Annotated in this window: 13 protein-coding genes; 7 read left to right on the top strand and 6 right to left on the bottom strand. The window is 49.6% G+C overall.

What is annotated here, in order from left to right:
- Nucleotides 1-30 precede the first annotated feature (30 nt).
- On the top strand, nt 31-939 hold the full coding sequence (locus ACJ8W9_RS02690) for a gluconeogenesis factor YvcK family protein (protein ID WP_411358365.1): 909 nt from the start codon (nt 31-33) through the stop codon (nt 937-939).
- 25 nt (nt 940-964) lie between these two features.
- On the top strand, nt 965-3,625 hold the full coding sequence (locus tag ACJ8W9_RS02685; RefSeq protein ID WP_411360290.1) for a M14 family zinc carboxypeptidase: 2,661 nt from the start codon (nt 965-967) through the stop codon (nt 3,623-3,625).
- 71 nt (nt 3,626-3,696) lie between these two features.
- Here the strand turns inward: ACJ8W9_RS02685 and dcd are convergent, their stop codons facing one another.
- Complete coding sequence (gene dcd, locus ACJ8W9_RS02680) at nt 3,697-4,296, bottom strand: dCTP deaminase (protein ID WP_034729578.1); 600 nt, start codon at nt 4,294-4,296, stop codon at nt 3,697-3,699.
- Entirely contained in the window at nt 4,287-5,375 is a 1,089-nt protein-coding gene (gene apbC / locus ACJ8W9_RS02675) for an iron-sulfur cluster carrier protein ApbC (protein ID WP_411368958.1), read from the bottom strand. The genes dcd and apbC overlap by 10 nt, the downstream gene beginning before the upstream one ends.
- Before the next feature lie 109 nt (nt 5,376-5,484).
- Here apbC and metG point away from each other — a divergent pair, with 109 nt between their 5' ends.
- Genes metG through ACJ8W9_RS02655 form a run of 4 tightly spaced genes read left to right on the top strand, consistent with a single transcriptional unit; the run spans nt 5,485 to nt 9,992 of the window.
- Entirely contained in the window at nt 5,485-7,515 is a 2,031-nt protein-coding gene (metG, locus tag ACJ8W9_RS02670; RefSeq protein ID WP_411358362.1) for a methionine--tRNA ligase, read from the top strand.
- A gap of 3 nt (nt 7,516-7,518) precedes the next feature.
- Nucleotides 7,519-8,709, top strand: coding sequence for a class I SAM-dependent rRNA methyltransferase (locus ACJ8W9_RS02665; RefSeq protein WP_411358361.1), 1,191 nt, complete (start codon nt 7,519-7,521; stop codon nt 8,707-8,709).
- A gap of 59 nt (nt 8,710-8,768) precedes the next feature.
- Nucleotides 8,769-9,140 (top strand): histidine triad nucleotide-binding protein, encoded by a 372-nt coding sequence (locus ACJ8W9_RS02660; protein WP_034729583.1) that lies wholly within the window; start codon nt 8,769-8,771, stop codon nt 9,138-9,140.
- A gap of 6 nt (nt 9,141-9,146) precedes the next feature.
- Nucleotides 9,147-9,992, top strand: a complete 846-nt coding sequence (locus ACJ8W9_RS02655) for a sterol desaturase family protein (protein WP_411358360.1) — start codon at nt 9,147-9,149, stop codon at nt 9,990-9,992.
- Here the strand turns inward: ACJ8W9_RS02655 and ACJ8W9_RS02650 are convergent.
- Genes ACJ8W9_RS02650 through ACJ8W9_RS02635 form a run of 4 tightly spaced genes read right to left on the bottom strand, consistent with a single transcriptional unit; the run spans nt 9,901 to nt 13,920 of the window.
- Complete coding sequence (locus ACJ8W9_RS02650) at nt 9,901-10,551, bottom strand: CDP-alcohol phosphatidyltransferase family protein (protein WP_411360286.1); 651 nt, start codon at nt 10,549-10,551, stop codon at nt 9,901-9,903. The genes ACJ8W9_RS02655 and ACJ8W9_RS02650 overlap by 92 nt on opposite strands.
- Nucleotides 10,548-11,210 carry an ATP-binding cassette domain-containing protein gene (locus tag ACJ8W9_RS02645; RefSeq protein ID WP_411358358.1) on the bottom strand — a complete coding sequence of 221 codons (663 nt, stop codon included), beginning with the start codon at nt 11,208-11,210 and terminating at the stop codon, nt 10,548-10,550. Before ACJ8W9_RS02645 ends, ACJ8W9_RS02650 begins: the two co-directional genes overlap by 4 nt.
- On the bottom strand, nt 11,201-12,817 hold the full coding sequence (locus ACJ8W9_RS02640; protein WP_411360284.1) for a hypothetical protein: 1,617 nt from the start codon (nt 12,815-12,817) through the stop codon (nt 11,201-11,203). Before ACJ8W9_RS02640 ends, ACJ8W9_RS02645 begins: the two co-directional genes overlap by 10 nt.
- Nucleotides 12,814-13,920: an ABC transporter substrate-binding protein gene (locus ACJ8W9_RS02635; RefSeq protein ID WP_411360282.1), complete on the bottom strand. Its 1,107-nt coding sequence runs from the start codon at nt 13,918-13,920 to the stop codon at nt 12,814-12,816. Before ACJ8W9_RS02635 ends, ACJ8W9_RS02640 begins: the two co-directional genes overlap by 4 nt.
- 84 nt (nt 13,921-14,004) lie before the next feature.
- Here ACJ8W9_RS02635 and ACJ8W9_RS02630 point away from each other — a divergent pair, with 84 nt between their 5' ends.
- Nucleotides 14,005-14,727: a DUF1499 domain-containing protein gene (locus tag ACJ8W9_RS02630; RefSeq protein WP_411358355.1), complete on the top strand. Its 723-nt coding sequence runs from the start codon at nt 14,005-14,007 to the stop codon at nt 14,725-14,727.
- Nucleotides 14,728-14,729 lie beyond the last annotated feature (2 nt).

Genomic DNA, 14,729 nt, shown 5'->3' with positions numbered 1-14,729 from the left:
AGTAGCATTACGATTAAGATGGAGTCGCAAATGACGACCACAGCAGGTGAAATGGACTGTCAATTAACCGAACTTAAATGTGTAACCGCGCTTGGTGGCGGTCACGGACTTGGCCGCGTGTTGTCTAGCTTACAGTTTCTACAGCATCGTTTAGTCGGCATCGTAGCCACAACCGATAACGGCGGCGCCAGCGGCCTCCTACGCCGTGCCCATCAAACCATCGCTTGGGGTGACATTCGTAACTGTCTGTCACAGCTTACGGAGCAACCGCTTGCAGCTGATGTACTCAATTATCGTTTTAACGAAGAATCTGCGTTGCAGGGGCATAACTTAGGCAACCTACTACTGTATACACTTGATCAACTCAGCGCTCGACCTCTCGATGGCATTCAACTGTTAAGTCGTTTGTTGAATATCAACACGCGATTATTGCCGATGTCTGAAATCCCGGTTGATTTAATTGCCGATACCCATGAAGGACTCGAATGTTTTGGTGAGTTGCTGGTTGATCAGCTCCATCACATGCCCAAGAGTCTGCGCCTGTCAGCAACAGCGCAACCCACTCCCGAAGCGCTGAAACATTTACGTCGAAGCGATTTGATTATCATTGGCCCGGGAAGTTTCTTGACTTCACTCATGCCGCCGTTGTTGGTGGATAAAATCGTGGAAACTATCGCTTCGCATAGTGCACCGGTCATTTTTATTGATAATCTACTAGCTGAACAAAGTCCCGCCGGACAGTTGCCAGTGAGCGCAAGAATTCGCTGGCTGGAAGAGAAAGTTGGTTTTCAACTTATCGATATGGTGATCACCAATCATGCTGATAAGGAGTTAACCTTGCCACACGTTAATGGGATTGAAGCGGATCGTAATGCGCCGCAAAGACATGACAAAGTAAGCCTGCGGAACACGCTAAATAAAGCACTCGCAGCGTTATAACAACGAAAAACAAAGGGGAACTTTAATGAAACGTACCGTACTCGCTGCACTCATTGCTGTAGCGACCTTAGGCTCCACTTCCGTCACCGCTGACACGCTCGGGCTAGATACTGAATACCGTTCAGCAACCCCGACCGTCGAGCAGGTCTTGGGCTACCCAATGGGGTCGCGGATCTCTAGTCCCGAAGCCATTTATGACTATTTTCAAGCACTCGCTGAAAGTCATCCTGAGCAAGTGCGCATTATCACTTATGGCGAAACGTGGGAAGAACGTCCACTCTATTATGTCGCTATTTCAAGTGCGACCAATATCAGCCAACTCGCTGATTACCGCGCTGGCATGCAAGCTTTAGCCAACCCACAAGCAACAGACAGTGATGAGGCTGAACGTTTGCTCGCGGAATTACCTAGCAGTATTTGGCTTTCTTACGGCGTACACGGTAACGAGATCTCTTCACCGGAAGCGGCGATGCTGACGGCTTGGCATTTGCTTGCAGCCAACGACGATGCCACGCGCATTATGCTCGATAACACTATGGTATTTATCGATCCGGTGCAAAACCCAGACGGCCGAGGGCGCTTTGTCAGCCGTTACTACATGACCGCAGGTCTTGAACACAGTAGCGATCGTATTTCTGCGGAGCACAATGAGCCTTGGCCAAACGGTCGTAGCAACCATTATTTATTTGACCTAAATCGCGATTGGTTAGCATTAACCCAGCCCGAAGTTGCCGGACAAGTGGATGCCCTGCTCGACACTTACCCGCTGATTTTTGTCGATTTGCATGAAATGGGAGGCGATCAAAGCTATTACTTTACTCCTGAGGCACGTCCCTATAACCCTTTGATTGCTGCGAGCCAACGCGAATCACTGTGGACCATAGGTGAGAACAACGGAAAATGGTTTGACCGTCACGGCTACGACTACTTTACCCGTGAGATCTTCGATGCATTCTATCCTGGATACGGTGCAAGCTGGCCGCTTTATCACGGTACCCTGGCGATGACCTACGAAATGGCGTCTGCTCGTGGGCATCACTTCCGCACTAAAGACGGCGACATTCTCACTTACGGTGATGGTGTACAACGTCATTTTGTCGCATCCTTAGCCACTATCGAAACAGCGAGTCGCGAACGCGAGCGTTTGTTGACTAACTTCTGGAATTACCGCAAACAAGCGATTGCCGATGGTCGTGATAGCGATGAGCGTTACGTCTTTATTAATGCTGATCGCGATCCTGCTGGTGCGCAGCGCCTCGCTGGTTTGTTAACGCGTCATGGCGTTACCGTACAGCAAAGTAACGCAGCGTTCGAAGCTTGTGGTGAAGATTTCGCTGCAGGAAGCTTGGTCATCGATAGTGCGCAACCGGCACACTATATGATCCGCACACTGCTTGACGAGCAAGTGAACATGGCACAAGACTTCCTCGATGAACAGGAACGCTTGCGCGCGAATAACCTGCCTGACCAAATTTATGATGTCACTGCATGGTCACTGCCGTTGATGTTTAACTTAGAGCAGCAACGTTGCGAACGTGCTCCACGCGTTGATACGCAACTGGCGAATACCGACATCATTAAACCTGGCACACTCAATAATGCTGACGCAAAAGTCGCGTTCTTAGCGCCATGGGGCGATATGAATAGTGCACGTTTGCTGGCTGCAGCCCTACGCGAAGGTTTAACTGTCAAACAAAGTGACCTCGCTTTCACCTTGAAGTCAGGTGAGCGCTACCCTGCAGGTTCGCTTATTTTTACCCTCGCGGAAAATGGTGATGATGTTGCCGCACGGTTGACAACATTAGCGCAGAGAACCGGTGCTACCATAAATGGAGTTGATTCAAGTTGGATTACCGAGGGTCCGAACTTCGGTTCGAATAATGTACAAAAGGTTCATGCGCCGCGTATAGCGATGGCATGGGACGAGCCTTTTAGCAGCCTCAACGCAGGTCACACACGCTTTGTGCTAGAGCGCCAAATTGGTTATCCGGTAACCGCCATTCGTGCTGATCAACTGCGACGCGCTGATTTAAGCCACTACAATGTACTGCTTCTACCTTCGAGCTACGGCAGTCTTGCTGGTGCTTTTGGTGACGATGGTGCAGCGAACCTGAAGCAATGGGTTGAACGTGGCGGTGTGTTGATCACTATGGGTAATTCAACTGCTTGGGCGGTAGAACAGCAATTGTTAGCCAGCGCGCTAGAAAGCGAAGCAAAAGAGCAAACAGTTGAAGTGCATCAACAACCTAAAGTGGAAGGCTTATTGTTGGAAACGACTGAGCATCTGCACAATTATGTGAATGGTGCCGATACTGACCCCTATTGGACTTCTGGTGTGATCACCAAGCTCGATGTTGACCAAGAACATTGGCTGACTGCCGGAGTACCAGCGACGGTCAACAGCATTACCGTGGGCAACCAAATTTATCGTCCACTAACCATCAACAACGGTCGCAATCTATTGACCTACGCCAGCGCAGACGAGTTACTCGCAAGTGGTTATTTGTGGGCTGAGAACAAGCAGCAGCTTGCGCATAAGCCTTACTTGATGTGGCAGCCGCGTGGTCGTGGAATGGTGATCAGCTTCGCTCAAGAGCCGACCTATCGTGCCTACTTAGATGGTTTGAACATCACGCTAATGAACGCTATTTTCGGTGGTGCGTCGCACGCGCGCCCGTTGCGTTAACTCGCTTACAGATAGCAAAAAGCCCGCTGCGTGTTATCACCAGCGGGCTTTTTTATTGGGCGCGCAAAAACTCAGCGCGATGAATTGGTTTCGTCGGCACTAATACGCGACGCCACGGCCCCACGTTGATCTTTGTATTTCGCATCTTTGCGTTTGCTATAGGGCTTTTCACAGGGCTCATCAAGCAACTCAAAACTCAATGCGCCAATTTTCATATGTGGCCGCAAGGCTAACGGTAGTTTACCGCTGTTGAAAAATTCCAACACGATTTGACCGGACCAACCTGGATCAATCCGATGCGCTGTAACGTGCACCATGAGCCCCAAACGTGCCAATGAAGAACGACCATCTAACCAACCGACCATGTCAGCGGGTAAAGTGACACTCTCATGCGTCACCGCGAGGGCAAACTCGCCCGGATGAATAAAGAAGGCTTGCTCCGGTTTAAGGACGATCGGATCGCTCATGATCTGATGAATCGCACTCTCGATGGCCTCACGCGGGCCACTAATGTCAATATAGGGAGCCGCGTGATCTTCTAACACGCGAAATTCATTACCAAGATGGATATCTACTGTCACGCCACTGATATCTTCTGCCTTAGGGCGAGGTTCAATGCCAATACGCTGAGCATCTAGGTATTGTACAATTTGACCATCGGTTAACCGCATTTTGCTTTCTCCTGCAAATAAAGTTGCCCAGCTACAGCTGCAGCCAGCGCGCGTATCGGCTGATTCAATTCATGTTCGGGTTCGCTTGATAACAGCGGTTGGCCTTCATCTAGGGCTTCACGTAATGCACTGGCAAGGGGCAGCTGCGCCAGTAAAGGCACTGCATATTCAGTAGCCACTTTTTGCCCGCCATCACGACCAAAGATAGCTTCTTTAAAGCCACATTTCGGGCAATGGTAATAACTCATATTTTCGACCAAACCAATAATCGGAATACCCACCTTACGAAACATCGCGATGCCCTTTTCAGCATCCGCGAGCGCAACGTTTTGTGGTGTTGTGACAACAATGGCTCCGGTCACTGGAATCTTCTGCGCCAAAGTGAGCTGAATATCGCCCGTGCCCGGTGGCATATCGATAATTAAATAGTCTAAGCGCGGCCATTGGGTGTCGCGAAAGAGTTGTTGTAACGCGGCACTGGCCATCGGTCCGCGCCAAATGGCGGCTTCTTTGGCATCAGCTAGATACCCCATGGAGCTTACGTAAACGCCATGGCGGTGATGCGGAATAAGTTTATTTTGCGCTGAGGTGGATTGCTTCTCGTCCGCTCCACCGAGCATGGTTGGTAACGATGGTCCATAAACGTCTGCATCTAATAAGCCGACCGTGGCACCCGCCTCGGCAAGGGCAACCGCCAATTGAACTGCTACTGATGATTTACCGACCCCGCCTTTACCCGATGAGACCACAATGACATTGCCGTAAATCAAGGGTAAATCCGGCTGTGAATTAGGCAGTTTTTCGACCTGACAATTCACCTGCAAGTTGAAGTTGGCGAAACACGGCAGCGATCGCAGCGGATCAAGTAAAGATGTGTGCACAGAAAATGGTAATTCTAGGCTAATTTCGTGTTCCTTCAGTTGCCACCAATCGCGTGGCAACGCTTGCTGCCAACCGGGTAAACGAAATGCATTAAGCGCTTGTTGTTGCACATCGCTAAACGAGGCTGCGTTGCTGCTAGTTGTCCGTGAGGTTTTCTTGTTCCAGAACATCAACCGCTCCGAGCTGTTTTGAGGCATTAAAATATCGTGGTTATGCCGCATGATACGGTGACTGCAGGTGGATTGCTAGCACTGATTCAGGTACACTTTTACGACTTTCTTAATGGTAGTTAAATGGACGAATTAGATGACCACAGCAACGCGTAAGATTCTGGTGACAAATGCGCTTCCGTATGCCAACGGCCCGATTCATATTGGCCATATGCTTGGCTACATTCAAGCTGATATCTGGGTGCGCTTTCAAAAAATGCGTGGCCATGAATGCCATTACATGTGTGCAGATGACGCGCACGGTACGCCTATTATGCTGAAAGCACAGCAATTGGGTATTGCCCCAGAACAAATGATTGAAGAAATGAATCTTGCCCATCAAGCGGACTTCGGTGATTTTCATGTTGCTTTTGATCACTATTATTCCACTCACAGCCCCGAGAACCGTGAACTCGCAGAATTGATTTACACACGTTTACGTGATGCTGGGCACATTAAAACGAAAACGATCAAACAGTTATTTGACCCGCAAAAAGAAATGTTTTTGCCAGATCGTTTCGTTAAAGGTGAATGTCCAAAATGTGGCGCGGCCGATCAATATGGCGATAACTGCGATGTGTGCGGCGCAACCTACGCGCCAACCGAGCTCAAAAACCCAACTTCAGCAGTCTCAGGAGCAACGCCAGAGCTACGTGAGTCTGAGCACTACTTTTTTGATTTACCTGCGTTTGAAGACATGCTCAAGGCTTGGACACGTTCAGGTTCGCTACAAGAGGAAATGGCAAACAAGCTGAACGAGTGGTTCGAAGCTGGATTACAGCGTTGGGATATTAGCCGAGACGCGCCCTACTTTGGCTTTGAAATCCCCGATGCACCGGGCAAATATTTTTATGTCTGGTTGGATGCCCCTATCGGTTATATGAGTAGCTTTAAGCATTATTGTGCTACTACGGGTAAAGCGGATTTTGATAGCTATTGGAAAGCCGATAGCGATGCCGAGGTTTATCACTTTATCGGTAAAGATATCATTTACTTCCATAGCCTATTCTGGCCAGCAATGCTCAAGGGCGCAGACTTCCGCCAACCGACTAATGTTTGGGCGCATGGTTTCATTACCGTTAACGGCACTAAGATGTCGAAATCCAAAGGTACCTTCATTATGGCGCGTACCTATCTTGACCATCTCGACCCAGATTACCTGCGCTACTATTTCGCCGCGAAGCTGACCAGTCGGATTGATGACCTTGATCTCAACCTAACTGACTTTGCCCAGCGGGTGAATAGCGATTTGGTTGGCAAAGTGGTCAATATTGCGAGCCGCTGTGCTGGTTTTATCCAGAAAAAGTTTGACGGAAAACTAGCCAATGACTTGGGTGATCATCCACTGTTAACCGAATTCCAGCAAGCCGGCGAAACCATTGCCGATGCCTATGAAAAACGTGAATTTTCACGCGCCATGCGTGACATCATGGCATTAGCCGATAAAGCGAATTTCTATATTGCTGAAGCCGAGCCATGGCAGGTCATCAAAGATCCGGCAAACAGTGCACAGGTGCATCAAATTTGCTCAATTGGTATCAACTTGTTCCGCTTGTTAATGATTTACCTAAAACCAGCGGTGCCTGCGTTGACCGAGCGGGTTGAAGCATTCCTCAATGAGGAACTCAGCTGGAATAGCCACCAACACTTACTCACTGACCACGCGATTGAGCCGTTTAAGGCTTTGTTGCAGCGCATTGAAATGGAAAAAGTAGAACAAATGATTGACGACTCTAAAGCCGCTAACGTAGACGCAAATGCGAAACCCGATAACGGCGAATTAAAGAAAGACCCGATTAGTGCTGAAATCAGCTACGAAGATTTTGCCAAAGTTGACCTACGCATCGTGCGTATTGCCAACGCAGAACATGTTGAAGGTGCAGATAAATTACTTAAGTTGACCCTCGATTTAGGTAGTGAAACACGGCAAGTCTTCGCCGGCATCAAATCAGCTTATGATCCGGCCAAACTCATCGGTCAACATACGGTGATGGTGGCTAACTTGGCGCCGCGTAAGATGCGTTTTGGTATGTCAGAAGGCATGGTGCTGGCAGCAGGCCCTGGTGGTGCAGACTTGTACATTCTTAACCCACACGATGGTGCTAAGCCAGGCATGCGAGTTAAGTAACTGATGCCGGCAACCGTTCATCTGAAACCGGCAAAATGCAAATCCTTGCGTCGCTTGCACCCTTGGGTGTTTAGTGGCGCGATTGCCAAAGTCAAAGGTCAACCTGAATCGGGTGACACTGTGAGTGTTCACAGTGCCGAGGGCGATTGGCTTGGCTACGCAGCTTGGTCACCACACTCGCAGATTCGCGCTCGCATCTGGAGTTTCCAGCAAAGCGATGTCATTGATGCCCAGTTTTTCTATCAGCGCATTAAAGCCGCGGTCGAGCTGCGGGCAAGTCTGGCGATTGATAGCAACGCCTGGCGCGTGGTCGCCGCTGAAGCCGATGAACTGCCCGGTATTACCATTGATAGATACGATAACTGGCTGGTTTGCCAGTTGTTAAGTGCCGGTGCAGAACGCTGGCGTGACGCCATCGTAGCAGCATTGCGCGCGCTGTTCCCGGAGTCTTCCATCTATGAGCGCTCCGATGTTGATGTCCGCCAAAAAGAGGGACTCACCAGCGTGACTCAGGTGCTCTACTCGGCGAACAACGCGTTGCCCCCTGAAGTCCTGTGGATTAACGAGAATGGCATCGCGTTGGGTGTCGATATCCAACATGGGCATAAAACCGGTTACTACCTCGACCAACGCGATAGCCGCCACGCCATGCTCCGTTACTGCAAAGGTAAACGCGTGTTGAACGCTTTTAGTTACACTGGCGGCTTTGGTCTGTTTGCGGCCCAAGCAGGTGCAACTAAAGTGGTCAATTTAGACGTTTCAGCGCCAGCACTTACGCAAGCAGCGCAAAATCATTTGCGCAATGGCTTTGCTGAAGAACAACAAAACAATTTGCAGTTAGATGTGTTTCAAGCGCTGCGAGACTTTCATCATACCGGCGAGCGCTTCGATGTGATCATTCTCGATCCACCCAAATTTGTCGATAGCAAAGCGAATTTGATCAGTGCTTGTCGGGGCTATAAAGATATTAACCGCATGGCCTGTAAACTACTGAACCCAGGCGGCACCTTATTGACGTTTTCATGCTCGGGCTTATTAAGTGGTGAGTTATTTCAAAAAGTCGTCGCCGATGCCTGCCTTGATGCCAAGCGCCCTTTACACATTATCGAGCGCTTATTCCAAGCGGCCGATCATCCAGTGCGAACCAATTTCCCGGAATCTTTGTATCTGAAAGGACTGGTTCTAAGAGGATGAGTTATCTAGTATGAATGCCATTGGAAACATTTGCGAAAAACGCTAAGGAAGACAGCACCATGAGTACTGAAACTATTTTCGATAAAATCATTTCGCGTGAAATTCCAGCGGAAATTGTGTACGAAGATGAACACAGCTTGGCCTTTAAAGATATCAATCCGCAAGCGCCTGTCCATTTGTTGATTATCCCGAAAAAACCTATCGCAACCATTAACGACATCGAAGAAGACGAACGTGAGCTCGTCGGCCACCTGTTTGTGGTCGCTAAAAAAATTGCGTTGCAACATGGTTTCGCGAAAAACGGCTATCGTGTGGTGATGAACTGTAACGAAGACGGAGGTCAATCGGTCTATCATATTCATTTACACTTGCTAGCGGGCAAAACCCTCGGCTGGCCACCTTATGCTAACGAACGCGCTAAACAAGGGTAAGCGATCATGACCGCAGAAGTGTGGTGGCGTTTAGGCTGCTTTATCGGCATTCTTGCTATCATGCTGCTGTGGGAACGACTCGCGCCGAAACGCCAAGCGCAACTGAGCCCGAAAAAACGCTGGCCAGCAAATCTTGGCATTGTGGTCATCGATAGTATTGTGTTACGACTACTAATTCCGGCTGGGGCCGTAGGCGCGGCACTGTGGGCTGAGCAACAATCATTTGGCTTACTGCAACAGTTCGACTGGCCAATATGGCTAACTGGGATCTTAGGTTTCTTAGTGCTTGATTGCGCTATTTATTGGCAGCATCGACTGTTTCATCGGATCCCCATTTTGTGGCGTATCCATCGCATGCATCATGCCGATACCGACTTTGATGCCACCACAGGTTTGCGTTTTCATCCGATCGAAATTGTCTTGAGCATGCTCATCAAGATTGCCATAGTCACGGTCTTTGGGATTGGTGCACTGACCGTCTTAGTGTTCGAAGTTGTGCTCAATGCAACGTCTTTGTTTAATCATGGCAATGTCGCCTTGCCACGGCGACTCGAAGGCCCAGTGCGGGCGCTTATCGTCACCCAAGAAATGCATCGTATTCATCACAGTCAAGTGCAACGAGAAACCGATAGTAACTTCAGCTTCAACTTGTCGATTTGGGACCGTTTATTTGGTAGTTATACTGCCAAGCCAAAAGCTGGCTCAGATGGTATCGCGATTGGTTTGAAGGAGTACCCTGCGGCACCACAGAGTACCAAGCTCACCTATTTGTTGATGATTCCTTTCCGTCAGCCACACCCGTCAGCGCATGCAAAGTCTGATACCCCAGATACAGACGTGTCAAAGCGGTAAACCAGCATAAACCGGCAAAGATAAACGCTAGTAAGACGAAATGCTGCGGCCATAAGCAGAACAAGATAAAAGCAACGATAGTTTCAAAGCCCTCGGTGATACCGCCCATATAATATAAAGACTTGGTTGGATACCGTGGGTTTTCTATCCCATGTTTGCTGGCGAGTACAGCGAATGCCAAGAAGGATGCTGCGGTTGCCATAAAACTGAGCATTAAAAAACCTGCGGCCACTGCGTTAGTTGCGGGGTCGGCCAACAAAAAACCAAGTGGCACGCTGCTATAAAAGATAAAGTCAAAAACACTGTCAATAAACCCACCGGCATCGGTTCTATGAGTTTGCCGTGCGATGGCACCATCTAAGCCATCACAAAGGCGGTTCAACAAAATCGCTAGTAAGGCCCACAGATACTCTTGAAAATACAGCGCCGGAAGTACGCCAAGACCAAAAATAAGGCCAATCACCGTAACTTGATCTGCCTTAATGCCTAATTTCACCAGTGGCCGCGCCACGGCGCTAAGTAGCGGATTTAAACGCCGATATAGTATCGCATCGATCATGGTGTCTCCCCTCCTTGCACAGCAGGCCAATCCCAATGTTGCTGTGCACGCTCTAAATCAGCCGCGTAATGACTGACAATAATGGCGGGTATCTGATGCTTCGCCAAAAAATCAAAGGTCCAGTCACGCACCTGTGTCCGGCGCTCACTATCTAAGGCGTTAAAAGGTTCATCGAGAAGTATCAGCTTTGGCGCAGCAAGTACGGCGCGTAATAAACCTATGCGCGCGCGCTCGCCACCACTCAGTTGGTCCGGATATTTCAGCTTGGTATGCAACAACCCTACTGCCTCTAGAGCCTCATCCAGGATTTCACGCGCTTGCTGAGCTGAATGGCGGCGCAAGGCGAAGGCCAAATTATCGGCAACGCTGTAATGTGGGAACAAAGCTTGGTCTTGCATCAGCAGACCGATCCCCCGCTGCTCTATCGGCAGGTGCTGTACTTCTTGACCGGCTAAACGAATACGACCACCGATATCCACATGCGGTTGTGGAACGCCGAGCAACCAACGCAACCAAGTTGACTTACCACAACCACTGGGTCCCATGACCGCAAGACTCTCACCTGCGCTTAGCGTCAGCGCTGGTAACTCTGTGTACTGTTGAGCAGTCCAAGTTAGGCGACATGAAGTTAATTGAACTGCTGCTGCGGTTAACGCCATTTCTCGACCACCTTTACTTTTGTACTCAAAACAATGGCGATGCTCGCCAATAACCAAATAACGCTGGCCCAGACCGCCGGAGCCATCCGCTCTGCACCACTACTTAACACTACTAATTCGGTGGTCAAGGTTTGCCATAGACCCGAGCTCAATAATAATGTCGGCACATACTGCGCCACACTGACCAAAAATGTAATGAGCACACAATAACTTATGGCGCTTTGCAGTCCCGGCCGCTTAAACCGCCACCAACTGCGCCAATAACCGTAGCCTAAGCTCTGTCCACTGATGAGATGTTGCTGGCTAACATTGCGTTCGCTTGGAGCATAAACCAAATAACCATAGGCAAATGCAAACCATACATGGGCCCAGAGCACGGCGACACCCAACCAGGTTTCCGAGAGTTGATTTGACCAGGAGAGCCAAGCCAGTACCAACACCAGCTGCGGTACAAACAATCCAGCCAAAAACCAACTATCCGCAAAACGCTGGTTGCGGCTGCGCTGCCACTCACAGAGTAACACTACCATCGCAGTTGCCAACAATGCCGTTAATGCTCCCAGAGCAACGGTCAATACCAGCGCATCAAGTAAGGCTTCACCATTTATCAACCACGCCTCGAGAGATACGCGCTGCGGCCACAGTGCTGGGTAAAACCAACTGTGACTTACTGACAGCGTCAATAATGTCAGTAGACCCAGTAGCGTAAGCAAGACAAATAATTGTCGAGTTAGGAGCGTTACCCCCTTCACCATCAGCTGTTGCCGTTTTTTTGCTGTTTCACGGCCAAGTTTACGAAGGCGCTGCCGTAGCCATTTACATGCGATTTCTTCTTGTATACGCACCCAAACCAGGCCCAATAGACCAAGCGTTAGTAATAACCAAAAGCCTTGTGCGGCTAAATGTTGCGCCGCGTCAGTGAAATCTAATTGCCACTGCAATACGAGTGGCGCTAACAAGGGCGGATTCATCGGCCCTGCGACTATTGCTAAATCAACCACCGCCACGCTGTAAATTGCGACCACATAAAGTGCCGGACGCATTGCTCGTAACCAAGCTGGGTAGACGAATAACCACCAAGCGCGCCATGGTGATTCGGCCAGTGATTGTGCTTGTAATAACCAATTACGCTGCGGTAGCTGGCGTAGTTGCAAGACACCAAAAACCACTAGAAATGGGGTTTCTTTGAGGATCAAAATCACACTCAAGGTAAACCAGGATTGTTGCTCAAACCAACTGAAGGAAAACGGTAACAGGCGATCGAGCCAACCAAATGGCGTCAACAACCATAAAAAAGCGATGGCGAACGCCAAGTGTGGCGCGGCAAAGGTAGCACCTATACTAGTTTCAATCGGCGTTGGGTGTTGCTGTGTGAGGTCTCGATTGGCAAAGCTCGCGATCAGGCAACTCGCCAACAGCGCGCTGCTTGCGGTCGCGAACACGCCTACCCCTAAGCTCTGTAACAATGCTTGAACAATGCCGGGATACTGCCAAACATCCGCACCAATGAGCGGCAATGACAGCGGGATGCCAGGCACGGCCATGAGCCATGGCAACACGAGTAACAATAGAGCTACGGCAACGAGCCAGTGCCATGCTCTATTCATCGTTGGTACCTTGCTAACCATTGTGCTTCGAGTAACGCCGTCCACGCCACATGGGGCTCTGGATGAGCAGGAAAAATAACTGTCGTCGCGGCATCCGCGGTTTCGACAACGGGCGGATCCCCCCAAACATCGAGCGCGGCTTTTTGTGATTGAGCCTCTGGACTAAGGAAGAAGTTGATAACCTTAACGGCAGCTTGCTGACGCTCGCTCTGCGCAGGAATCGCAAGGTAATGAAAATTACTCAATGCGGCAGCGCCAAGACTGGCGGCTTGCGCGTCAGGTCGTAGCTTACCTTGTTGTTGCAGCGCTGGCACTTCGCTTGGATTAAAGCTGACGCTATTCAGCAAAACACCTTGATTAAATAGTAAGCGTTGGCGCTCTGCTGAAGTAGGAAATTCATCACCGGCGCGCCACAAATACGGATGTAGCTGGTCCAAGTATGCCCACAGTGGAGCCAACACCTGCTCCACCTCAACAGTTGCGGGCGCTTGCTGCAGCAGTTGTGGCTGTTCGCTCAAATGGTAAGCCAAGGTCTTCAACCAACTGGTGCCGTGAAATGAGGGCGGTTTCGGATAACTCAAACGCCCCGGATAGCGTTGTGCTAAGGCGAGTAACGCGGTTGGGCTGACCTGCAGTTGTGCGTTATCGTCTGATTCCTCTTCACACACCTCGGCTGCCAACACTAGTTGAAATTGCGCCATTCCCCACGGCAATTCATAGCCATCTACAGCCACTCCAAAGTCGTATTGCCACTGTAAATCACGACGAATCAACACACTATTTGCAACTTTCTGCGGTAAGTCACCAAGTAATTTATTTTGCTGCTTCAAGATATGAAAGTTTTCTCCGTTAACCCATAACAAGTCAATCGGTGTACTGTCTTCAGTTGCCAATATCAGCGCCACAGCTTCGCTGATATCGGCGACCTTAACATGTTGCAAGCGAATCCCCTGCTGTTCAGCAAGTTCCGCACTGGCCCACTCAAGATAACGATTGACCGCATCAGAGCCGCCCCAAGCATAAAAATTGACGCGTTCTTCTGCAGCAAGGTTGCTGACAAACAAACAGCTCAGCAGCGATAGCCAACAAAGTAAAACTTTCATCGTGACTCATTAGAGGTTGCGCGTATGATGATCTAGAGTATAAACAATTACGTAACCGGACAAACTACTTTCTCGGAGCCTATCATGTTGAAAAAACTCGCAAGCGTTCTTATTGTGCTCGGATTTGCAGCACTTCTTCTACTCCTTGTTGCTGGACCCCTTTATCGTTGGCAAGTCGTCGAACTAGGCCTAGCTTTCAGCCTATTGCGTTGGGCGGCGTATATCGGCATTGCTGCCGTAGTGCTCATTATCGTCTATCTAATCTGGCAACGTCCTCGCGGTGGCAAGTTAGCACTGTTAACAGTTGCCGCCTTGGCCGCATTCGCGAGTTTCTACTTGCCGTATCAGCAACTGCAAACCGCCCAATCGGTACCAGCAATTCATGACATCAGCACCGACTTAGACAACCCACCGGTATTTGTTGCCGTGGCGCCATTACGCGCAGATGCGCCAAATCCAGTCGAGTATGCGGGTGCGGAAACCGCTGAGCAACAACGCAAGGCCTACCCTGACTTGCAACCTAAATATTTCGTACAAGACCGAGAACGCGTTTTCCAAGCGGTGTTAAGCGCGGTGAACGATATGGGCTGGCAATTAGTCGCGAGTGATTTACCAGAAGGTCGTATCGAAGCTACCGACACCACCTTTTGGTTTGGTTTCAAAGATGATGTGGTCGTGCGTTTACAACAAGAAAACGATCAAATTCGCGTCGATGTACGTAGTAAATCAAGATTGGGTCGTAGTGATGTTGGTAAAAATGCTGCTCGGATTGAAGCCTTTTTTGAAGCTTTGGAGCAGCGTCTATAAAT

This window comes from Pseudidiomarina salilacus (assembly GCF_047323925.1).
GTDB lineage: Bacteria > Pseudomonadota > Gammaproteobacteria > Enterobacterales > Alteromonadaceae > Pseudidiomarina > Pseudidiomarina salilacus.
Note: the sequence above shows the minus strand (reverse complement) of the source record. Positions and strands in the feature narration are given on the sequence as shown.

What these genes read in the sequence shown, in the direction of transcription:
- ACJ8W9_RS02640 (WP_411360284.1), bottom strand. Translation starts at nt 12,817, where the DNA reads ATGAATAGAGCATGGCACTGGCTCGTTGCCGTAGCTCTATTGTTACTC.
- ACJ8W9_RS02650 (WP_411360286.1), bottom strand. Translation starts at nt 10,551, where the DNA reads ATGATCGATGCGATACTATATCGGCGTTTAAATCCGCTACTTAGCGCC.
- ACJ8W9_RS02660 (WP_034729583.1), top strand. Translation starts at nt 8,769, where the DNA reads ATGAGTACTGAAACTATTTTCGATAAAATCATTTCGCGTGAAATTCCA.
- ACJ8W9_RS02685 (WP_411360290.1), top strand. Translation starts at nt 965, where the DNA reads ATGAAACGTACCGTACTCGCTGCACTCATTGCTGTAGCGACCTTAGGC.
- ACJ8W9_RS02690 (WP_411358365.1), top strand. Translation starts at nt 31, where the DNA reads ATGACGACCACAGCAGGTGAAATGGACTGTCAATTAACCGAACTTAAA.
- ACJ8W9_RS02645 (WP_411358358.1), bottom strand. Translation starts at nt 11,210, where the DNA reads ATGGCGTTAACCGCAGCAGCAGTTCAATTAACTTCATGTCGCCTAACT.
- dcd (WP_034729578.1), bottom strand. Translation starts at nt 4,296, where the DNA reads ATGCGGTTAACCGATGGTCAAATTGTACAATACCTAGATGCTCAGCGT.
- ACJ8W9_RS02665 (WP_411358361.1), top strand. Translation starts at nt 7,519, where the DNA reads ATGCCGGCAACCGTTCATCTGAAACCGGCAAAATGCAAATCCTTGCGT.
- apbC (WP_411368958.1), bottom strand. Translation starts at nt 5,375, where the DNA reads ATGCCTCAAAACAGCTCGGAGCGGTTGATGTTCTGGAACAAGAAAACC.
- ACJ8W9_RS02655 (WP_411358360.1), top strand. Translation starts at nt 9,147, where the DNA reads ATGACCGCAGAAGTGTGGTGGCGTTTAGGCTGCTTTATCGGCATTCTT.
- metG (WP_411358362.1), top strand. Translation starts at nt 5,485, where the DNA reads ATGACCACAGCAACGCGTAAGATTCTGGTGACAAATGCGCTTCCGTAT.
- ACJ8W9_RS02630 (WP_411358355.1), top strand. Translation starts at nt 14,005, where the DNA reads ATGTTGAAAAAACTCGCAAGCGTTCTTATTGTGCTCGGATTTGCAGCA.
- ACJ8W9_RS02635 (WP_411360282.1), bottom strand. Translation starts at nt 13,920, where the DNA reads ATGAAAGTTTTACTTTGTTGGCTATCGCTGCTGAGCTGTTTGTTTGTC.